Raw genomic sequence first — 20566 nt, 5'->3', positions numbered from 1 at the left:
TCGGTGTTGACCTTCGAAACGACCGAGGAGGCGATCCGCATCGCCAATGCGATCGACTACGGCCTTTCGGCCGGCGTCTGGAGCCGCGACTTCGACACCTGCCTGACGATCGGCCGCCGTGTGCGCGCCGGGACCATCTGGATGAACACCTTCATGGATGGTGCGTCCGAACTGCCCTTCGGCGGTTATCGCCAGTCCGGCCTCGGCCGTGAACTCGGCCGGCATTCGGTCGAGGATTACACCGAGACCAAGACGCTCAACATGCATATGGGGCCGCGCACCGGCTGGTGGATGCCGCGCCAAGGCTGAAACAGGGGAGGAGAGGACATGCGGACGATGGGGGGAGCAATAGGGCAGGAGGCAGCGTCACGCGACGCCGCCTTGCGTGCCGTGTTCGCCCGCTCAGCCGGCCGTGCCGAAGCTCGATGGGATTTGCGGACAGAGAAGCAGTTGCAGCTTGCTGACGTCGCTCTCGCCGCCGATCTTCTGCAGGAGCACCCGGCCCATGTCTTCGCCGGTCACCGTCAGGTCTTCGTAGATCGTCTCGACCTGCGGCTGAATGGCGCTCAACAGATGCGAGGTCTGTTTGGCGATGATGTCGTACTCACGTCCGAGTGTCAGCCCGCAGTCACTCATGCCGGTGATGGTCGCCAGCGCGCAGACTTCGCCGCCGCACATGAAACTGTCAGGCGGATCGGGCTCGGCATAGCGCTGGCGGATACGGTCGCGGATAGCGCCGGCGGGGCTGTCGAGGTCGATGCCGGTGAGGATCTCGTAGGCGCAGCCGGCCTCGCGCACGGCGGTCATGAAGCCGTGCTGCAGATGGCCGGCAAAGGTGAAATCGGTGGGGCCGCTGATCAGCGCGGGCTTGCGCCTGCCCTTGGCGATCAGGCGCTTCGTCGCCTGGTAGGAGAAGGTGAAGTTGTCGTAGTCGACATAGGGATGTGGGGTGGAAAGCTCCGTGCGCCCATGCGTGACGAAGGGAAAGCCGAGATCGGACAGCAGCCGGACGCGGGGGTCGAGCGGTTCCGTGCGCGAGAAGATCAGCCCATCGGCCATCGCGTTGCGGGTGATGTAATTGACCGCTTCGACATTGGTCGAGTTCAGGAAGTTCGGCATGACGATCAGGTGGTAGGCGGTGCCCTGCAGCGCTTTGGCGATGCCGCTCATGATCGACGTGCCGTAGCCGAGGATTTCTTCGTGCGGATCGAGCAACACACCGATGACATTGGTGCGGCCGGTCTTCAGGCGCTGGGCGGCTCGGTCGGGCGAATAGCCGATCTCGTCGGCGACCTCACGCACCCGCTTGCGGGTTTCGATGGAGATCTGCGGCGCTTCGGAGAGCGCGCGCGAAACGGTGGTGACCGCAAGGCCGGTGATTTCCGCGATCGTGCGAAGGGTCGGCTTGCCGCGCTTGGCGGTGGAGCCACCGTCTTCGTGGTGGGCGGGCTTGGAGGGATCGGCCAATGCTAGTCATCCTGAGAGCGGGTGAGAGCGGGTTTTGTAACGTGGTGCGAACGCTTAGGCAATCGAATCATGAAAACGTTTTAAATCTCGCATTGCGGCATGATTTGCTGCACTGCAAAAGCTAACGTGTGCTATATAATTCAGTAAATTCAAACGGTTCCGAAGGTGCTAAAATACAAAATGGCGGAATGCTTGACTTGCTGAATTTATAACGTTTTAAATGGCCAGCCGCTGGCTAGAGCGGCGCGAATTCCGGGGTGGAAGGAGGTTCCACTTCGAAAACTTGCAAACGGGAGGATAACGATGCGCAAGTTGATGACGACGACGGCCGTTGTGGCGCTGATGATGGCGGCCACCGCCGCGCGCGCAGCCGAAAACGTGGAAGTTCTGCACTGGTGGACGTCCGGTGGCGAAGCAGCCGCGCTCGACGTTCTGAAGAAGGACCTGGAAAGCAAGGGCATCACCTGGACCGACATGCCGGTCGCCGGCGGTGGCGGTACGGAAGCCATGACCGTGCTTCGCGCTCGCGTCACCGCGGGTAACGCTCCGACCGCCGTGCAGATGCTCGGCTTCGACATTCTCGACTGGGCCAAGGAAGGCGCACTCGGCAACCTCGACGAGACCGCTTCCAAGGAAGGCTGGGACAAGGTGATCCCGACGGCCCTGCAGCAGTTCTCGAAGTATGACGGCCATTGGATCGCAGCGCCGGTCAACGTGCACTCGACCAACTGGGTCTGGATCAACAAGGCAGCGCTCGACAAGGCTGGCGGCAAGGAGCCGACCAACTGGGACGAACTGGTTGCCTTGCTCGACAACTTCAAGGCTCAAGGGATCACCCCGATCGCCCATGGCGGCCAGCCCTGGCAGGATGCGACGATCTTCGACGCCGTGGTACTTTCGCTCGGCACGGACTTCTACAAGCAGGCCTTCATCGACCTCGACCCTGCAGCGCTCGGTGGCGACAAGATGAAGGAAGCCTTCGATCGCATGACGAAGCTGCGCTCCTATGTCGACGACAACTTCTCGGGCCGCGACTGGAACCTCGCTTCCGCCATGGTCATCGAGAACAAGGCCGGTCTGCAGTTCATGGGCGACTGGGCGAAGGGCGAATTCCTGAAGGCCAAGAAGGTGCCGGGCACCGACTTCGTCTGCATGCGCTTCCCGGGCACGCAAGGGTCCGTCACCTTCAACTCCGACCAGTTTGCGATGTTCAAGGTCGCCGACGACAAGGTTCCGGCTCAGCTCGCCATGGCTTCGGCGATCGAAAGCCCGACCTTCCAGTCGGCATTCAACGTCGTCAAGGGCTCGGTCCCGGCCCGCACCGACGTTCCTGACACGGCCTTCGACGCTTGCGGCAAGAAGGGCATCAAGGACTTGGCCGAAGCCAACAGCAACGGCAAGCTCTTCGGCTCCATGGCCCATGGCCATGCAAACCCGGCTGCCGTCAAGAACGCGATCTACGACGTCGTGACGCGTGAGTTCAACGGCGAACTGACGTCCGAAGAGGCCGTCAAGGAACTGGTCTCGGCCGTCGAGGCCGCGAAGTAACGGGCCCGTTCCGGGGCGCGTACTGCATAATTCCTTAAATCCGCATTGGATTTGAGGACAATATTATTCAGCAACTTAAGTGTTGCAGCGACCTTAGCGCGTCTTGAGAGACGCGTGGCGCTGCCAGGCGCCCCGGACACCCATTCCGACATGCAAGCGCCGTCGAACCGCCGTGGCCAATGGGACGCGGGGAAGGGCGCTTTGATACCCAGAACCTCGCGCGGATGCCGATATAGGGGATTTCCCGACGGCCGCGCCAGAAGTGGTGAACGTTCATGGATAGCCGCAGTCGTCTGCAGGACCTGATACCGAAGCTGGTCCTTGCCCCGAGCTTCCTTATCGTCCTGATCTTTGTCTATGGTTTCATTGCCTATACCGGCTTTCTGTCGATGACGGACAGCAAGATGCTGCCGTCCTACAATTTCGTCGGTTTGAGCAATTATGCGAAGCTGTGGGCGCTGCCGCACTGGTGGCGGGCGGTGAGCAACCTGGCGATCTTCGCCGCGCTCTATATCGCCATCTGCTCCGTGCTTGGCCTCGGCTTGGCGATCCTGCTCGACCAGAAGATCCGCGCGGAAGGTTTCCTGCGGCCGATCTATCTCTATCCGATGGCGCTTTCCTTCATCGTTACGGGTACGGCCTGGAAGTGGTTCCTCGATCCCGGCATCGGGCTTGAGAACACCATGCACCTCTGGGGCTGGGAGAGCTTCTCGTTCAACTGGATCAAGGACCGCAACTACGCGATCTATTGCGTCGTCATCGCCGCCGTCTGGCAATCGACCGGCTTCATCATGGCGATGTTCCTGGCCGGCCTTCGCGGCGTCGACAACGAGATCATCAAGGCGGCCCAGATCGACGGCGCCAAGACCTCGACGATCTATCGCCGGATCATCATTCCATTGATGCGGCCGGTGTTCCTATCGGCCTTCGTGGTGCTCGCGCATCTGGCGATCAAGGCCTACGACCTGATCATCGCGCTCACCGGCGGCGGCCCGGGCCAGGCGACCGAACTGCCGGCGACATTCATGTATTCCTACACCTTCACCCGCAACCAGATGGGCATCGGCGCGTCCTCGGCGATCATCATGCTGGTGATGATCTTCTCGATCATCGTGCCCTATCTCTATTCCGAAATCCGGGGAGCAAAACGCTGATGAGCGCTCCGAGCCCAGACAACATCATATCGCACAACCGCCTCACCCGCGCGTTGATCTATACCGCGCTGATCCTCTTTGCGCTCTATTCGCTGCTGCCGCTCTACGTGATGCTGGTGAACTCGGTGAAGCCGCTCGACGAGATCCGCCAGGGCGGCATGCTCAACCTGCCGCAGACCTTTACGATCGAGCCCTGGCTTCAGGCCTGGTCGACGGCGCAGATCGGCGTGCAGCCAACCGGCCTCAAACCCTTCTTCATCAACTCGATCCTGATGGTCGTTCCGGCCGTGGCGATCTCGACGATCATCGGCGCACTCAACGGCTACGTGCTGACGAAGTGGCGCTTTCCGGGTGCCAACATCTTCTTCGGCATGCTGCTTCTCTCGTGCTTCATCCCGTTCCAGATCGTGCTCATCCCGATGGCGCGCATCCTTGGCATCTTTGGGATTGCCGGTTCGATCTGGGGCCTGATCTTCGTCCATGTGATCTACGGCATCGGCTTCACGACGCTCTACTTCCGCAACTACTACGAGGCCTTCCCGACCGAACTGGTGCGTGCAGCGCAGATCGACGGCGCCAGCTTCTTCCAGATCTTCTGGCGCATCCTCTTGCCGTCGTCGGGTCCGATCATCGTCGTCTCGGTCATCTGGCAGTTCACCAACATCTGGAACGACTTCCTGTTCGGAGCGTCCTTCTCCGGCCCCTATTCGACGCCGATGACGGTTGCCCTCAACAACCTCGTTTCGTCCTCGACAGGCGTCAAGGAATACAATGTTCACTTCGCGGGCGCGATCCTCGCCGCCCTGCCAACGCTCATCGTCTATATCGTGTCCGGTCGCTACTTCGTTCGCGGCCTGATGTCGGGCGCCGTGAAAGGATAAGCTCATGTCTTTCTTGAAAATCAGCAACCTGCGCAAATCCTATGGCTCGCTCGAGATCCTGAAGGACATCAATCTGGAGATCGAAAAGGGCGGTTTCCTCGTGCTCGTCGGTCCGTCCGGCTGCGGCAAGTCCACGCTTCTCAACACCATCGCCGGTCTTGAGCCGATCACGTCAGGCGAGATTGCCATCAACGGCCGCTCGGTTGCCGATCTGCATCCGTCGAAGCGCGATATCGCCATGGTGTTCCAGTCCTACGCGCTCTATCCGAACATGACGGTCGCCGGAAACATCGCCTTCGGCATGGAAATCCGCGGCGTGCCGAAGGAGGAGCGCGAAAAGGCGATCAAGCAGGTCTCGGAAATGCTGCAGATCGGGCATCTGCTCGACCGCAAGCCGAGTCAGCTCTCCGGCGGCCAGCGCCAACGCGTCGCCATGGGCCGTGCACTCGTGCGCAACCCGCAGGTCTTCCTGTTCGACGAGCCGCTCTCCAACCTTGATGCCAAGTTGCGCGTCGACATGCGCACGGAAATCAAGCGGCTGCACAACCGCATGAAGACGACGATCGTCTACGTCACCCACGACCAGATCGAAGCGATGACGCTGGCGACCAAGATCGCGGTCCTCAAGGATGGCGTGCTTCAGCAGTTCGGAACACCGGCCGAGATCTACAACAACCCGGCCAACATGTTCGTCGCCGACTTCATGGGGTCGCCGGCGATGAACCTTCTGACCGCACGGATCGAAAAGAGTGGCGCTGACATTGCCGTCACGCTGGCACGCCCCAATTCCGAACCGCTGAAGCTTGCGGTGCCGCAGGCCAATGGCGCGCTTTCGGCCTATGCCGGCAAGGACGTGATCTTCGGCATCCGTCCGGAAGCGCTGACCGATCCTGACGGCGCCGACCGCAATGCGAAGGTGGTCGCCGAGGGCGAATGCCTGATCGAGGTGGTGGAGCCGGCCGGCTCCGATACCTTTGCGGTCACCCGTCTCGGCGGCAAGGAAATCGTTGCGCGGCTCAGGGCCGACGCTCGCATCGCGCCCGGCCAGACGTCGCGGCTTGCCTTCAACCTCGACAAGGCGGTGTTCTTCGACCCGCAGAGCCAGCAGCGGATCGCGTAACGAACGATGCAGGAGCAGCCGGACATCGTCATCATCGGCTCGGGGATCGGCGGCTCCACGCTTGCGGCGGGGCTCGCCGGCTCCGGCGTCCGCATCACCATCCTTGAGCGCGGCGAGCGCCTGCCCGATACACCGGAGGCGCGCAGCTACAGTTCGATCTTCGTCAAGGGACACTTCCGGCCAAAGGAGATGTGGCGCGAGCCTGATGGCACCGAGTTCAATCCGGGAAACTTCTATTTCGTCGGCGGCAATTCCAAGCTCTTCGGTGCGGTGCTCCTGCGCTACCGTGCCGAGGATTTTACCGAGATGCAGCATCTCGGCGGCGTTTCACCGGCGTGGCCTTTCCCTTACGAGGAGCTGGAGCCGTGGTACGGCAAGGCCGAGCAGCTGTTCGAAGTGCGCGGAGAGTTGGGCGACGACCCGACCGAGCCGTTCCACAGCGCTTCCTACCCACATGGCCCGGTGCCTGACGAGCCGGCCATTGCCCGCGCCCGCGCCGAGTTGAAGGCGCAGGGATTACATCCGGCAACGCTGCCGCTCGGCGTCGACATCGATACCTGGCTGGCCGGCGGGCGCACGCCTTGGGACGGGTTCCCGAATACCGGCAACGGCAAGAGGGATGCCGAGACCGCATCGCTCGCTTTCGCACTGACGGACCCCAATATCGAGCTCATCACCTCGGCGCATGTCGACACGCTGGAGGCGGGGCCTGGCGGCCGGATCGAGGCGATCCACTACACCCACAGGGGCGAGAAGAAGAAGCTGTCGCCGAAACTGGTGATCCTGTCGGCGGGCGCGATCAACTCGGCTGCGATCCTCTTGCGCTCCGGCGACGGCAAGGGACTGGCGAACGCCTCCGACCAGGTCGGTCGCAACTTCATGAACCACAATTGCAGCGCCATGCTGGCGATCAATCCGTTCAAGCGCAACGACAGTGTCTATCAGAAGACGCTGATGCTGAACGACTACTACCTGACCGGTGGTCGGGACGGTCTGCCGCTTGGCAACGTCCAGCTTCTCGGCAAGATCAACGGCGATATCCTGAAAGCCAATGCGCCCGTCTGGGGCCCGCGCTTCGCCTTCGACTTCATGGCCGGGCATGCGGTCGACTGGTACATGATGACGGAGGACCTGCCGAACCCGGAAAGCCGCATCATGGTCGATGGCAAGGGCATCATCATGCAATGGCGGCGCTCGAATATGGAGGCGCTGTCCGCGCTCGAAGCGAAAATGCGCGCGCACTTCAAGGCGGCAGGTTACCCGATCGTGCTCTCTCAGCCCTTCGACAAGCGCACGCCGTCACACCAGTGCGGAACGGTGCGGATGGGCAAAGACCCGAAGGACGCGCCGCTCGATGTTTACTGCCGCGCCTTCGACCACCCGAACCTTTTCGTCGTCGACGCCGGCTTCCTGCCGACATCCGCTGCCGTCAATCCGGCGCTGACAATCGCCGCCCAGGCGCTCAGGGTCGCCGATCATATCGCCACTGGGGAGTTCCGATCATGACGCCATCGAAGCGTCCCGTCGCCATCGTCACCGGCGGCCGCCGCGGCATCGGCCTCGGCGTTGCCCGCGCGCTCGCCCGCGAAGGCTTCGACATCGCGATCACCGGCCTCGGGACGGCAGATGCGACGACCACCCAGACGCTATCGGAACTTTCCGGCGACCACGGACGGGCCATCTACATCGAGGCGAATCTGGCCGATGTCAGCGGCCATGCGGCGACCGTCGAGCGGGTCCGCGCCGAGCTCGGTCCAATCCGCTGCCTCGTCAACAACGCCGGCATCGCCTCCGTGGTCCGTGGCGATTTCCTCGATCTGTTACCCGAAAATTTCGACACGATCGTCGCCACCAACCTGCGCGGTACGGTGTTCTTTACCCAGGCCGTACTCGTCTCGATGCTGACCGATCCGGCTGATGCGGCGCCGCGGTCGATCATCAACATCACCTCGGTTTCGGCGACCATGACCTCGCCCGAGCGTCTCGACTATTGCGTGACCAAGGCCGGCCTTGCCGCCTTCAGCCAGGGGCTGGCTTTACGGCTTGCCAATACCGGCATTTCGGTGTTCGAGATCCGGCCGGGCATCATCCGTTCCGACATGACCGCCGGCGTCTCGGCGAAATACGATGCCCTGATCGATGGCGGGCTGGTGCCGATGCGGCGCTGGGGCGAGCCGGACGATATCGGCAACATGGTGGCCGGTCTCGCCGGTGGCAGATTCGGTTTTGCCACGGGCTCGGTCATCCAGGCGGATGGCGGCCTTTCGATCGGTCGGCTCTAGGAATACCGCGAAGGAAATTGCGGCTCGCCAAAACGAGCTAGTTTGAATTGAACACGTCGAAAATTTGGAACGTTCCAAATGGCGGCGGCGGAGGGAACACAGGGAATGAGCTACGACTACATCATCACTGGCGCCGGCCCGGCCGGCTGCGTTCTCGCCAATCGCCTCTCCGAGGATTCATCGGTTCGCGTCCTGCTGCTGGAAGCCGGCGGCGGCGACTGGAACCCGCTGTTTCACATGCCGGCGGGCTTTGCCAAGATGACCAAGGGTGTCGCAAGCTGGGGCTGGCACACGGTGCCGCAGAAGCACATGAAGGGCAGGGTGCTGCGCTATACCCAGGCCAAGGTGATCGGCGGCGGCTCGTCGATCAACGCGCAGCTCTATACCCGCGGCAATGCTGCCGACTACGACCTCTGGGCTTCCGAGGATGGCTGCAGCGGTTGGGACTATCGCAGTGTGCTTCCCTATTTCAAACGCTCGGAAGACAACCAGCGCTTTGCCGATGACTACCACGCCTATGGCGGGCCGCTCGGCGTCTCGATGCCCACGGCGGCGCTGCCGATCTGCGACGCCTATATCCGCGCCGGCCAGGAACTCGGCATTCCCTATAATCACGATTTCAACGGCCGCCAGCAGGCGGGCGTCGGCTTCTACCAGCTCACCCAGCGCAACCGCCGCCGGTCGAGCGCGTCGCTCGCCTATCTCTCGCCGATCAAGGATCGCCGCAACCTGACGGTTCGCACCGGCGCGCGCGTGGCGCGGATCGTGCTTGAAGGCACCCGCGCCGTCGGCGTCGAAGTTGTCACAGCCACGGGCGGTGAGATCATCCGGGCCGAGCGGGAAGTGCTCGTTTCCTCCGGCGCCATCGGTTCGCCGAAGCTGCTTTTGCAGTCCGGCATCGGGCCTGCTGATCACCTGAAATCGGTGGGCGTCTCGGTGAAACATGACTTGCCCGGCGTTGGCGGCAATTTGCAGGATCACCTCGATCTCTTCGTCATCTCCGAATGCACCGGCGATCACACCTATGATGGCGTCGCGAAACTCCATCGTACGCTATGGGCCGGCCTGCAATATGTGCTGTTCCGCTCGGGCCCGGTCGCGTCCTCTTTGTTTGAGACCGGCGGCTTCTGGTATGCCGATCCGAACGCCCGGTCGCCGGATATCCAGTTCCATCTCGGTCTCGGCTCCGGCATCGAGGCGGGCGTCGAAAAGCTGAAGAATGCGGGCGTGACGCTGAATTCCGCCTATCTGCACCCCCGCTCGCGCGGAACCGTGCGGCTTTCCTCGTCCGATCCGGCGGCGGCGCCGCTGATCGACCCGAATTACTGGGAGGATCCGCACGACCGCAAGATGTCGATCGAGGGCTTGAAGATCGCCCGCGAGATCATGCAGCAGGCCGCACTCAAGCCTTTCGTGATGGCCGAACGTTTGCCAGGCAATTCGGTCATGAGCGACGAGCAGTTCTTCGAATACGGCTGCGCCAACGCCAAGACCGATCATCACCCTGTCGGTACCTGCAAGATGGGCACGGATTCCGCGGCGGTCGTTGGCCTCGATCTCAAGGTGCACGGCCTCGAAGGCCTGCGCGTCTGCGACAGCTCGGTGATGCCACGTGTTCCCTCTTGCAACACCAATGGGCCGACGATCATGATGGGGGAAAAGGGCGCCGACATCATCCGCGAGCGCCAGCCCCTGCCGCCGGCGATCTTCGCCCACGAACGTAACGACAGCCGCCCGCGCGCCCGCGCCGATATCCGTTGAGGTTCCCCATGATCCGCCATTGCGTCTTCATCCGCTTCCGCCCCGAAGTCTCCAGCGAGGAGAAGGCGGTAATCTTCGGGGAGATTGCCGCGCTGAAGTCCCGGCTGCCGGGATTCCTTGCCGCCCATATCGGCGCCAATGTCAGCCCGGAGGAGGGCATGGACAAGGGGTTTGCCGAAGGCTTCATCGTCGACTTCACCGACGCGGCGGCGCGCGACGCCTATCTGGAGGACGAGGAGCATCGCAAGACTGGCGCCAAGATCGTCGCGACAGCCGAAGGCGGCATCGCTGGCATTTTCGTCTACGACATCGAAATTGCTGGCTGAGTGGCAGTGATGATCGAAGCGCACCCCTTCCTGACAGAGCTCTTCGCGGCTGCCGTGCGGGCGGCCGATCCCTATGAGGCGATCAAGGCGCATCTGCCCGAGCCGCCGAAGGGGCGGACCGTGGTTGTTGGCGCCGGCAAGGCGGCAAGCCAGATGGCGGTCGCCTTCGAGCAGCTCTGGAAGCATCCCTTCAGCGGTACGGTCGTGGCCCGGCACGGACCGGTCGAGCGCTGCGAGACGATCACAGTGCTGCAATCGGCCCATCCCGTGCCGGATGAGGCGGGGCTTGCCGCCTCGGATGCCTTGCTGAAGGCCGTGGCCAATTTGACGGCGGACGATCTGATCATCGCGCTGATTTCCGGTGGCGGCTCGGCCCTGCTGCCGGCGCCGCCCGAGGGCCTGACGCTCGCCGACGAGATCGCCGTCAACAAGGCGCTGCTTGCCTCGGGCGCGCCGATCTCGGCCATGAACGTCGTTCGAAAGCACGTGTCGCGGATCAAGGGTGGGCGGCTCGCTGCAGCGGCCGCACCAGCCCGTGTGGTCAGCCTCGTGGTGTCCGACGTACCGGGCGACAATCCCGCCTTCGTCGCCTCGGGGCCGACCGTTCCGGATCGCAGTACGGCGGTGGAGGCGCTCGAAATTGTCGATCGCTACCACATGGAATTGCCGGATGCCGTCATAGCCCATCTACGCTCGGAGGCGGCTGCGGCACCTGCTCCCGACGATCCGCGATTTGCCGGACATGAGTGCCACGTCATCGCCTCGGCAAGCGTCTCATTGGAAGCAGCCGCGGCCAAGGCGCGGGAACTGGGCATCGAGGCGCACATCCTCTCGGATGCGATTGAAGGGGAGGCGCGCGATATCGGCCGCATGCATGCGGCGTTGGCGCGCGAAGTGGCGCTCAGAAACCGCCCCTTCGACAAGCCGGTGGTGCTGCTTTCCGGGGGCGAGACGACCGTGACGATCTCAGGCAAGGATTACGGCAAGGGCGGGCGCAACAGCGAATTCCTGCTGTCTCTGGCACTCGACATCGATGGTGTTGCGGGCATCGATGCGCTTGCCGCCGATACGGATGGCATCGATGGTTCGGAAGACAATGCGGGGGCCTTTGCTGATGGGGAGAGCATGACCCGCATGCGGGCGGCTGGTATCGATCCGCGTTTGCATCTCGCCCGTCACGATGCCTGGACGGCCTTTGACGCGAGCGGGGATCTCTTCGTGCCGGGTCCAACCGGAACCAACGTCAATGATTTCCGGGCGTTGCTGATCCGTTAGCACGCCGGTTGCCCTCGCAGGGACCTTAGCCGGATTCGGTTCCGCGCTCGACATGCAAACGCCGCCGCCGAGATCTTCGGCGACGGCGTTGTTTTTGACAGTGTCTCTTGGACCTACTTGGCGCGCTTCAGTGCGTCGCCGAGGATCGAGACGATCTCGCCGAAATGCTTATCTTCGGCGATCAGCGGCGGCGAGAAGGCTATGATGTCGCCGGTGACGCGGATCAGCAGGCCCTTCTCGAAGCAATCGACGAAGACGTCATAGGCGCGGGCGCCGATTGCGCCGTCACGCGACTGCAGCTCGATGCCGGCGATCAGGCCGATCGTGCGGATGTCGATGACATAAGGCAGACCCTCCAGCGAATGCATGGCGTCGTGCCAGGCGTCCTGAAGTTCGACGGCGCGGGTCATCAGGCCCTCGTCGCGGTAGATGTCGAGTGTTGCGATACCGGCGGCGCAGGCGGCCGGGTGGCCGGAATAGGTGTAGCCGTGGAAGAGCTCGATGGCGTTTTCGGGCCCATGCATCAGAGCATCGTGGACCTTGCGGCTGGCAAAGACCGCGCCCATCGGGATGGCACCGTTGGTCAGGCCCTTGGCGGTCGTGACCAGGTCCGGCGTAACGCCGAAGAAGTCGGTGGCGAAGGCCGCGCCCAGACGGCCGAAGCCGGTGATGACTTCATCGAAGATCAGCAGAATGCCGTGCTTGTCGCAGATGGCGCGCAGGCGCTCCAGATATCCCTTCGGCGGAATCAGCACACCGGTCGAGCCGGCGACCGGCTCGACGATGCAGGCGGCAATGGTTTCGGCGCCATGCAGCGCCACCAGCCGCTCGAGATCGTCGGCAAGCTCGGCGCCATGCTCCGGCTGGCCCTTGACGAAGGCGTTCTTGGCGGGGTCATGCGTGTGGCGCAGATGGTCGGAGCCGGGGAGCTGCGGGAAGACGCGACGGTTGTTGAGGATGCCGCCGACCGAAATGCCGCCGAAACCGACACCGTGATAGCCGCGCTCGCGGCCGATGAGGCGCGTGCGGGTGCCCTGGCCGATCGCGCGCTGATAGGCGATAGCCATTTTCAGGGCGGTGTCGACCGATTCCGAGCCGGAGCCGGTGAAGAAGACGCGGTCGAGCTTCTGTCCCTCCGGGCCTGGCGCGATTTCGGCGAGGCGTTCGGCGAAGTCGAAGGCGATCGGATGGCCCATCTGGAAGGAGGGGGCAAAATCCATCGTCGAAAGCTGGCGTTCGACGGCAGAGGCGATCTGCCGGCGGCCATGGCCGGCGTTCACACACCAGAGCCCGGCGGTGCCGTCGAGGATCGTGCGGCCATCGGTGCTGGTGTAGTGCATGCCCTCGGCCGAGGCGAGCAGGCGCGGCGCCTGCTTGAACTGCCGGTTGGCTGTAAACGGCATCCAATAGCTATCGAGAACGGGGGCGTTGGGTTTGGTGTGCTGGTTCATGGCATCCTCCTGAGTTCGGCGATTGACGCCATGATTTGATTTGCCAAACAAGTCCTTTTCTGCTGTCAGTTAACTCATTGAAATTTATTGTACCGTTGTAGCGTGTTTGCGCTATTTCGAACAACCTGAACACCAAGGTTCGGATCACATGACCGTCGATATCGGAAACCGGCTTCGTCATCTCCGCCTGATGCACAATCTGTCGCAACGGGAACTCGCCAAGCGCGCCGGCGTCACCAATTCGACGATCTCGCTGATCGAGTCGAACGCCTCCAATCCTTCCGTCGGTGCGCTGAAGCGTATTCTCGACGGCATTCCGATCGGGCTTGCGGAGTTCTTCTCCTTCGAGCCGGAACGGCCGCGCAAGGCGTTCTATGCGGCGGAGGAGTTGGTGGAGATCGGCAAGGGTCCGATTTCCTATCGCCAGATCGGCGAGAATCTGTTTGGCCGCAGCCTGCAGATCCTGAAGGAGTGCTACCAGCCTGGTGCCGATACCGGGAAGGTGCCGCTGGTGCATGACGGCGAGGAGGGGGGGATCGTGCTTTCCGGGCGCATTGAGGTCACCGTCGATGACGAGCGGCGGATTCTCAGGCCGGGGGATGCTTATTATTTCGAAAGCCGTAGGCCGCATCGCTTCCGATGTGTGGGGCCGGTGCCTTGCGAAGTGATCAGCGCCTGTACGCCGCCGACGTTTTGAGGAAGCGGAAATTCGGGGCTGCCCCTCATCCCGCTGCCCCGCGACCTTCTGCCCGCAGGCGGGGCGAAGGGACATGCGGCTCGTTCTCAGTCCCTCTCAAGATTTCTTGGGAGGCGGAGCTGTTCCGTTCCCTGCGGAGCGAAGCCCGAAGACTTCTCATTGCACATGGAAAGGATCGTTGTGGCGGTCTCGACGCAGTCCCTCTCCCCGCGGGCGGGGAGAGGGCTAGAGTGAGGGGGCAATCCTGAACCGGAGTGCCCTGCAATTACCCGACTATGAAAGCCGCGCGCAGGCGTCGGCGATACGCTTCAGCGCTTCCTTCAGTTCCGATTCCGACGTTGCGTAGGAGATGCGGAAGAACGGCGAGAGACCGAAGGCCGAACCCGGAACGACGGCGACGTGGGCGTCGTCGAGCAGGTAGGCGCAGAAGTCCGTGTCGGTCTCGATCTTCTTGCCAGACGGCGTGACCTTGCCGAGCATGCCGGCGCAACCGGAGAAGGTGTAGAAAGCGCCTTCCGGAACGCGGCAGTCGAGACCCTCGATGGCGTTGAGGCCATTGACGACGAGATCGCGGCGGCGCTGGAAGCTGGCGGTGCGTTCCTTGAGGAATTCCTGCGGACCGGTCAGTGCGGCAACGGATGCAGCCTGGCTGACGGAGCACGGGCAGGAGGTCGCCTGGCTCTGGACAACGGCCATCGCCTTGATCAGATCGCGCGGGCCGCCGGCATAGCCGATGCGCCAGCCGGTCATGGCATAGGCCTTGGAGACGCCGTTGACCGTAAGCGTGCGATCCTTGAGGCGAGGCTCGAGCTGGGCCGGGGTGACGAAGCGGAAGCCGTCATAGACGATGTGCTCGTACATATCGTCGACCAGCAGCCACACATGCGGATGCTTGAGGAGCACGTCGAGCAGCGGCCGGTAGTCGGCAGCGCTGTAGGCGGCACCCGATGGGTTCGACGGCGAATTGAGCAACACCCAGCGTGTCTTCGGTGTGATCGCCGCCTCGAGCTTGTCGGCGGTCAGCCGGAAGCCGGAGGACGCGTCGCAGGGGATCAGAACCGGTTTGCCTTCGCAGATCTGGACGATATCCGAATAGGAGGTCCAGTAGGGCGTCGGAATGACCACTTCGTCGCCGGGGTTGATCGACGCCATCATGGCGTTGAACAGGATCTGCTTGGCGCCGGTCGAAACCGTGATTTCGTCCTGCTCGTAGGCGAGGCCGTTTTCGCGCTGGAACTTTTCGCGGATTGCCTTCTTCAGCTCCGGCGTGCCGTCGAGTGCGGTGTACTTTGTGTCACCGCGCTTGATCGCCTCGCAGGCGGCGTCCTTGACGAAGTCGGGCGTGTCGAAATCCGGCTCGCCCGCACCGAGGATGATCACCGGCTTGCCTTCGCGCTTCATGGCTTGCGCGCGGGCGCCGATCTTGAGGATTTCGGAGACTCCGATCGAGGAGATCCGCGAGGCGGGCTCAAAGCCCGCCTCCTTGACCGTTGCGTTTATGGTCATGGTCTCTACCTATCTGGGTGCGCCGATTATTCGATGTCGAACGACACGCCCTGCGCCAACGGCAGAGCCTTCGAATAGTTCACCGTGTTGGTGGCACGGCGCATGTAGGCCTTCCACGAGTCCGAACCGGATTCGCGACCGCCGCCGGTTTCCTTTTCGCCACCGAAGGCGCCACCGATTTCGGCGCCCGAGGTGCCGATGTTGACGTTGGCGATACCGCAATCCGAACCGTCGACGGCGAGGAAGCGTTCGGATTCCTGCATGTCGCGGGTGAAGATCGACGACGACAGGCCGGCTGCGACCGCATTGTGATCGGCAACGACGGCGTCGAAGTCACTGTACTTCATGACGTAGAGGATCGGCGCGAAGGTTTCTTCGAGAACCGGGCCGGCCTGGACAGGCATTTCGACGAGAGCCGGCTTGGCGTAGTAGCCGTTGTCGTAGCCGAGCTCGACGCGCTCGCCGCCGGTGACGGTGCCGCCATGCGACTTCGCTTCAGCGATCGCCTTCTGCATGCCGTCGAAGGCAGCCTTATCGACGAGCGGGCCGACGAGGGCCGTCGTTTCCAGCGGGTTGCCGACCGAGACCGAGCCGTAGGCCTTCTTCAGGCGCGGAACGAGCTGGTCGTAGACGCTTTCATGCACGAACAGGCGGCGCATGGTGGTGCAACGCTGGCCGGCGGTGCCCATGGCGCCGAAGGCGATAGCGCGCAGGGCCATGTCGAGATCGGCCGACGGGCAGACGATGCCGGCATTGTTGCCGCCGAGTTCGAGGATGGCACGGGCAAAGCGCTTGGCAAGGCGCGGGCCGACGTCGCGACCCATGCGGGTCGAACCGGTGGCCGAAACAAGCGGAACCTTGGGGTTGTCGACGAGGACTTCACCGACGGTGCGGTCACCGATCAGGACCTGCGACAGGCCTTCCGGGGCATCGCCGAAGCGGGCGAGCGCGCGCTCGAAGATCGCCTGCGAGGCAAGCGCCGTAAGCGGGGTCTTTTCCGACGGCTTCCAGACGACGGAGTTGCCGCAGACGAGCGCCAGTGCCGTGTTCCACGACCAGACGGCGACCGGGAAGTTGAAGGCGGAGATGACGCCGACGACGCCGAGCGGATGCCAGGTTTCCATCATGCGGTGGCCGGGACGCTCGGTGGCGATCGTCAGGCCGTAGAGCTGGCGGGAAAGGCCGACGGCGAAATCGCAGATGTCGATCATTTCCTGGACTTCGCCGAGGCCTTCGGAAGTGATCTTGCCGGCTTCGATCGAAACCAGACGGCCGAGGTCGGCCTTGAAGGCGCGCAGTTCTTCGCCGAGCAGGCGGATCAGTTCGCCGCGCTTGGGAGCCGGAACCAGGCGCCAGGCCTTGAAGGCTTCATGAGCCTGGTCGATCTTGGCGGCGGCTTCAGCGGCCGAAACCGTCTTGAGGGCCGCGATCTTCTCGCCGGTGACCGGGCTGAAGGACGGCATGTCGCCGCCGGTGTAAAGTTCCTTGGCGACGCCCATCTTTTCGAGAAGCGCTGCGGCTTCCTTGGTCACGTCGACTTTCTTGGTTGCGATGTTCATGGTCTGACTCCCGTTTTCCTGGCTTGACCTATCCGAAGCGCACGCTGCCGAGCTTTCCCGGCGAGGTGAGCGTCTTCAGGCCCGCGGCCATGTCCTTGAGTTTATCTGGTGTATAAAAGTCGTAATAGGCCTGGTTGCGGCGGCCGATCGCATGTTCCGCGCTGAAGCTGCCGTGATACTCCTCTACGGCGACGGCGAAAACCCATTCGCGAAGCCGGGGTTCGAAGGTCTCGTCCCGGAGAAGGTCGCTGTCCTTCGGAACGACGAGGTTGAAGTGCACGCCGCCGTCGCCGATATGGCCGAAATCGCAGACGGTCACATCCGGGAATTTCGAGGGCATTTCGGCCTTCATATGGTCGCAGAAGGCCATGATGTCACCCCTGCGGAAGGAGACGTCGAAGGCGATCAGCTTGCCGAGATGCTTGACTCCCTCAGAGAGCGCGTGACGCAGCGCCCAGATTTCGTGGGGCGGACCGACGAAGGCGTCGGCGAGCGGGGCCGATTCCATCTCCCAGATCTCGGCGAGCGCCGATTCCAGTACGGCGTCGAGCGACTGTTCGCCTTCGCGCGGCGCCCAGGTGCGGCTGATCTCGGCGAGGATGACGTAGTCAGGGACTTGGCCAGCCTGGAAGGGGTTCTTCAGCGACGGCACATGGGCGAAGGCGGCCTTCACGGCATTGCTCGACATGCCCTCGAAGGCCGAGAGATAGGCGCCGAGGCGCTCTTCCATGGCGCGCAGCAGCGGCATCACCGCAGCGCCGCTGGCGGGAACCAGCAGTGCCGTTGCCGTCTGCTGCGGCAGGTGTTCGAGGTTCAGGACGCATTCGGTGACGATGCCGAAGGCGCCCGAAGTGCCGAAGAAGATCTGCTTCCAGTCGACGCCGGTGTTGTTCTTGCGCAGGTCGCATTGCAGGTCGAGAACGGTGCCGTCCTCATCCGCCAGCACGACCTTGAGGCCGAGCGTGTTCCGGCGCACGTCGCCGTACTTCAGGAAGCGCGATCCGCCGGTGTTGGTGGCGATCATGCCGCCGATGCGCGGATCGGCGCCGAGATCGATCGGGAAGAACAGGCCGTGCTCTTCCAGTCGCCGGTTGAGATCGGACAGCCTGAAACCGGCGTCGAGCCGAACCGAGCGGTTGTCGAGGTCGAGCTCGAAGCACTTGGTCAGTCGGTCGAGACTGAGAATGGCTTCGTCACCCGATTGATCCGGCGTCGCGCCGGAGACAAGGCCCGTATTTCCAGATTGCGGGATCAGCGCGATGCCGTTTGCAACGCAATAGGCGACGGCCGCCGAGACCTCCTCGGTCGTCGCCGGTCGCAGCGCGAGCGAGGTCCGGCCGCGATCGTAGCGCGCGCCGGTCTCGTAGGCTTCCAGGTCTTCTGGACGCGTCACGACACCCTTGTCTCCAAGGATGTCGTTGAGCGCGTCTATGTGCCGTTTGTCGATCATCGGACCAGTATCATTCCGCAGCGATCGCGCCGGTCAAGGCCCGGATGCAGCTTTCGATCGATGCCTGCTCGATACCGGCATAGTGGTCGAACTCGTTGAGCACGGTCGCGCCGAGATCGCTCTCGAAGCGCTTCTGGTTCGGGCTCGCGACGAAATCCTGCTGGGCGCCGTCGCCAAGGTTCGACTGGAAGATGCCCGCCGCGCTGACCGGCAGGAAGTCTTCGTAGACGATTGCGTCGAACTGGACGAGGCCGGCGGCGATCAGCGCTTCGATGTCACGCGCCGGGGAAACGCCGGTCTTGCGGCCCTTCTCCGTCAGCGAGTAGCTGAAATAGCCGAGTCCCGCTTCGCGGATGCCTGCCCAGGTGTCCGGGAAGGGCCCGAAAGCCTTGGCAAGTGCCGCTTCGTATTCGCGAGCGTTGGAGCCATCGGCCGCCGGGCGGACGATCTTGCGCGAGGCGTCGAGCAGTTCGTCATAGAGCGCGCGGCCCTTCGGCGTCAGCGCGATGCCGCGCTGCTCGATCTCGCCGAAGCGGGCGGTGTGCGAGCCGGCCTTCCAGGTGCCGTCGGCATCCTGGAAGGAGACCGGCTCTTCGAGCGCCTTGAACGAGGTCTGGCGCAAAAGGATCGGGCACTTGCGGGTCGGCGGCCCTTCGACGACGGCCTTCGGCGCGATCGCATATTTCGGCATCTGCGCCTGCACCTTGTCGATGTCGAGCGTGCGTGGGGTCAGGTGGTTGATATGCGGGCCCTTGAAGGAAACGACGTCTGCGATCAGGCGATGGGCGTCATGCAGGCGCTTGTACATGTCGGCGCTGACATTGGCCTTGTCGTGCCAACGGAAGGTTTCGAGCACTTCTGAGACGAAGCGTTCCGCGTCGGCCTCGTCGAGGCCGCCTTCGCGCTCGGCCTTTTCCGTGAGTTCCACGGCGCCGGCGGTGAAGATCTGTCGTGCGGCCAGAATGACTTCGGCTTCGGCGCGCAGCGCTTCATCGGCGATGAGGTCGAGACGCAGCAGCGAGGTGAAGACGCGGAACGGGTTGCGCTTCAGCGCCGTTTCGCCGACCGGGCGGAAGGCGGTCGAATGAACGGGGACGCCTGCCGTCGACAGGTCGTAGTAGCCGACCGGGTACATGCCCATGACGGCAAAGACGCGGCGCATCATTGCGAGTTCGGCCGGGGTGCCGAGCCGGATCGCGCCGTGGCGCTCCTCGGAGATTCGGTCGAGCGAATCCGTGGCGTCGAGCCGCTCCTTGAGAAGCGGGTCGGCGGCGAGCGTGTCGTCGTTGACCTTGGCGACCAGTTCCATCAGCGTGCCGTAGGCGGGCACCTCTTCGCGGTACATGACCGACATGGCTGCGGAAAAGGCCGAGCGAATGTCGTCGGCCGATACGAAACTATTCTCTTTCACTGGGGCTCGCCTCGCGCTATGGGTGAAGGACAAGGTCATTCTCATTTCGGATCATATCCGATCGAACTGGCCATTGATCGCGTTGCTTCTGACTATGTTGATGCGAGGCTGGAATGAAGTTAAGCCGCAGGCTGGTTCCCGACGTGACGACGCTGCAGGCGTTCGAATGCGCGGCGCGACATGGCAGCTTCACGCAGGCCGCTGCGGAGCTGAACCTTACGCAAAGCGCCGTCAGCCGTCAGATCAAGGACCTCGAAAATCAGCTCGGCGTGCTCCTGTTCGAGCGCGTCCGCCAGCGGGTGATCCTGTCAGACGCCGGCCAGAAGTTCCTGCCGGAGGTTCGCCGACTTCTCAATCAGACCGAGGAGCTGATGGTGCGGGCGATGGCCTCGGCCCGGGCGGACTCGACGCTCTCGATCGCTTCGCTCCCGACCTTCGGCAGCCGTTGGCTCGTGCCGCGCCTTCCCGACTTCCTCAAGCGCCATCCAGACACGGTGCTGAACATCGCCTCGCGTTCGGCTCCCTTCGATTTCGACGAGCAGAACTTCGATCTCGCCATTCATTACGGCCAGCCCGTCTGGGCGCGTGCCACCTGCAGCTATCTCTGCAGCGAGATCATCGTGCCGGCTGCGAGCCCTTCGCTGTTGGCAAACCACCCGATCGAGACGCCCGAGGATC

General features: G+C 63.2%; 18 protein-coding genes. 12 read left to right on the top strand and 6 right to left on the bottom strand.

Annotated features, from left to right (window positions below):
* Positions 1–309: aldehyde dehydrogenase family protein (locus I8N66_RS20475; protein WP_291157103.1), on the top strand; the 309-nt coding region annotated here is incomplete at its 5' end.
* Between the two features lie 93 nt (positions 310–402).
* On the opposite strand, the gene I8N66_RS20470 is transcribed toward I8N66_RS20475, so the two are convergent.
* Positions 403–1467: a LacI family transcriptional regulator gene (locus I8N66_RS20470; protein ID WP_113535415.1), complete on the bottom strand. Its 1065-nt coding sequence runs from the start codon at positions 1465–1467 to the stop codon at positions 403–405.
* A 303-nt stretch (positions 1468–1770) separates the two neighbouring features.
* Here I8N66_RS20470 and I8N66_RS20465 point away from each other — a divergent pair, with 303 nt between their 5' ends.
* The 9 genes from I8N66_RS20465 to I8N66_RS20425 all read left to right on the top strand — a co-directional run bounded on the left by I8N66_RS20465 (position 1771) and on the right by I8N66_RS20425 (position 11814).
* On the top strand, positions 1771–3015 hold the full coding sequence (locus I8N66_RS20465; protein ID WP_223725912.1) for an ABC transporter substrate-binding protein: 1245 nt from the start codon (positions 1771–1773) through the stop codon (positions 3013–3015).
* A gap of 275 nt (positions 3016–3290) precedes the next feature.
* Entirely contained in the window at positions 3291–4169 is an 879-nt protein-coding gene (locus I8N66_RS20460; protein ID WP_065374030.1) for a sugar ABC transporter permease, read from the top strand.
* On the top strand, positions 4169–5050 hold the full coding sequence (locus tag I8N66_RS20455; RefSeq protein WP_291157102.1) for a carbohydrate ABC transporter permease: 882 nt from the start codon (positions 4169–4171) through the stop codon (positions 5048–5050). The genes I8N66_RS20460 and I8N66_RS20455 overlap by 1 nt, the downstream gene beginning before the upstream one ends.
* Positions 5051–5054: 4 nt before the next feature.
* A complete protein-coding gene (locus tag I8N66_RS20450) occupies positions 5055–6170 on the top strand; it encodes an ABC transporter ATP-binding protein (protein ID WP_113535412.1) in 1116 nt (371 codons plus the stop codon).
* A 6-nt stretch (positions 6171–6176) separates the two neighbouring features.
* Entirely contained in the window at positions 6177–7676 is a 1500-nt protein-coding gene (locus I8N66_RS20445) for a GMC family oxidoreductase (RefSeq protein ID WP_113535411.1), read from the top strand.
* Complete coding sequence (locus I8N66_RS20440) at positions 7673–8452, top strand: 3-ketoacyl-ACP reductase (RefSeq protein WP_113535410.1); 780 nt, start codon at positions 7673–7675, stop codon at positions 8450–8452. The genes I8N66_RS20445 and I8N66_RS20440 overlap by 4 nt, the downstream gene beginning before the upstream one ends.
* 105 nt (positions 8453–8557) lie before the next feature.
* Positions 8558–10213 (top strand): GMC family oxidoreductase N-terminal domain-containing protein, encoded by a 1656-nt coding sequence (locus I8N66_RS20435; RefSeq protein WP_113535409.1) that lies wholly within the window; start codon positions 8558–8560, stop codon positions 10211–10213.
* An 8-nt stretch (positions 10214–10221) separates the two neighbouring features.
* Positions 10222–10539, top strand: a complete 318-nt coding sequence (locus I8N66_RS20430; RefSeq protein WP_291157101.1) for a Dabb family protein — start codon at positions 10222–10224, stop codon at positions 10537–10539.
* Positions 10540–10548: 9 nt separating this feature from the next.
* A complete protein-coding gene (locus tag I8N66_RS20425) occupies positions 10549–11814 on the top strand; it encodes a glycerate kinase (protein ID WP_291157099.1) in 1266 nt (421 codons plus the stop codon).
* A gap of 113 nt (positions 11815–11927) precedes the next feature.
* On the opposite strand, the gene I8N66_RS20420 is transcribed toward I8N66_RS20425, so the two are convergent.
* Positions 11928–13265: an aspartate aminotransferase family protein gene (locus I8N66_RS20420; RefSeq protein WP_291157097.1), complete on the bottom strand. Its 1338-nt coding sequence runs from the start codon at positions 13263–13265 to the stop codon at positions 11928–11930.
* A 148-nt stretch (positions 13266–13413) separates the two neighbouring features.
* Here I8N66_RS20420 and I8N66_RS20415 point away from each other — a divergent pair, with 148 nt between their 5' ends.
* Positions 13414–13962, top strand: a complete 549-nt coding sequence (locus I8N66_RS20415) for a cupin domain-containing protein (RefSeq protein ID WP_291157095.1) — start codon at positions 13414–13416, stop codon at positions 13960–13962.
* A 273-nt stretch (positions 13963–14235) separates the two neighbouring features.
* On the opposite strand, the gene I8N66_RS20410 is transcribed toward I8N66_RS20415, so the two are convergent.
* The 4 genes from I8N66_RS20410 to I8N66_RS20395 are packed head-to-tail and all read right to left on the bottom strand — an operon-like array spanning position 14236 to position 19888.
* A complete protein-coding gene (locus tag I8N66_RS20410; protein ID WP_291157093.1) occupies positions 14236–15468 on the bottom strand; it encodes a pyridoxal phosphate-dependent aminotransferase in 1233 nt (410 codons plus the stop codon).
* Positions 15469–15494: 26 nt separating this feature from the next.
* Positions 15495–17027, bottom strand: a complete 1533-nt coding sequence (locus I8N66_RS20405) for an aldehyde dehydrogenase family protein (RefSeq protein WP_113535405.1) — start codon at positions 17025–17027, stop codon at positions 15495–15497.
* A 28-nt stretch (positions 17028–17055) separates the two neighbouring features.
* Positions 17056–18477 carry an FAD-binding oxidoreductase gene (locus I8N66_RS20400; RefSeq protein WP_291157090.1) on the bottom strand — a complete coding sequence of 474 codons (1422 nt, stop codon included), beginning with the start codon at positions 18475–18477 and terminating at the stop codon, positions 17056–17058.
* A gap of 10 nt (positions 18478–18487) precedes the next feature.
* Positions 18488–19888, bottom strand: coding sequence for a VOC family protein (locus I8N66_RS20395; protein WP_291157088.1), 1401 nt, complete (start codon positions 19886–19888; stop codon positions 18488–18490).
* A 113-nt stretch (positions 19889–20001) separates the two neighbouring features.
* Between I8N66_RS20395 and I8N66_RS20390 the strand changes: the two genes are divergently transcribed.
* On the top strand, positions 20002–20566 hold a 565-nt coding region (locus I8N66_RS20390; RefSeq protein ID WP_291157086.1), incomplete at its 3' end, for a LysR family transcriptional regulator.

The sequence above is a fragment of the Ensifer sp. SSB1 genome (assembly GCF_016652895.1).
Classification (GTDB): domain Bacteria; phylum Pseudomonadota; class Alphaproteobacteria; order Rhizobiales; family Rhizobiaceae; genus Ensifer.
Note: the sequence above shows the minus strand (reverse complement) of the source record. Positions and strands in the feature narration are given on the sequence as shown.

Bases quoted from the DNA above. Each gene is read 5' to 3' on its own strand.
- I8N66_RS20450 (WP_113535412.1), top strand. From the start codon at position 5,055: ATGTCTTTCTTGAAAATCAGCAACCTGCGCAAATCCTATGGCTCGCTC.
- I8N66_RS20425 (WP_291157099.1), top strand. From the start codon at position 10,549: ATGATCGAAGCGCACCCCTTCCTGACAGAGCTCTTCGCGGCTGCCGTG.
- I8N66_RS20405 (WP_113535405.1), bottom strand. From the start codon at position 17,027: ATGAACATCGCAACCAAGAAAGTCGACGTGACCAAGGAAGCCGCAGCG.
- I8N66_RS20455 (WP_291157102.1), top strand. From the start codon at position 4,169: ATGAGCGCTCCGAGCCCAGACAACATCATATCGCACAACCGCCTCACC.
- I8N66_RS20460 (WP_065374030.1), top strand. From the start codon at position 3,291: ATGGATAGCCGCAGTCGTCTGCAGGACCTGATACCGAAGCTGGTCCTT.
- I8N66_RS20420 (WP_291157097.1), bottom strand. From the start codon at position 13,265: ATGAACCAGCACACCAAACCCAACGCCCCCGTTCTCGATAGCTATTGG.
- I8N66_RS20430 (WP_291157101.1), top strand. From the start codon at position 10,222: ATGATCCGCCATTGCGTCTTCATCCGCTTCCGCCCCGAAGTCTCCAGC.
- I8N66_RS20400 (WP_291157090.1), bottom strand. From the start codon at position 18,477: ATGATCGACAAACGGCACATAGACGCGCTCAACGACATCCTTGGAGAC.
- I8N66_RS20415 (WP_291157095.1), top strand. From the start codon at position 13,414: ATGACCGTCGATATCGGAAACCGGCTTCGTCATCTCCGCCTGATGCAC.
- I8N66_RS20465 (WP_223725912.1), top strand. From the start codon at position 1,771: ATGCGCAAGTTGATGACGACGACGGCCGTTGTGGCGCTGATGATGGCG.
- I8N66_RS20410 (WP_291157093.1), bottom strand. From the start codon at position 15,468: ATGACCATAAACGCAACGGTCAAGGAGGCGGGCTTTGAGCCCGCCTCG.
- I8N66_RS20440 (WP_113535410.1), top strand. From the start codon at position 7,673: ATGACGCCATCGAAGCGTCCCGTCGCCATCGTCACCGGCGGCCGCCGC.
- I8N66_RS20435 (WP_113535409.1), top strand. From the start codon at position 8,558: ATGAGCTACGACTACATCATCACTGGCGCCGGCCCGGCCGGCTGCGTT.
- I8N66_RS20445 (WP_113535411.1), top strand. From the start codon at position 6,177: ATGCAGGAGCAGCCGGACATCGTCATCATCGGCTCGGGGATCGGCGGC.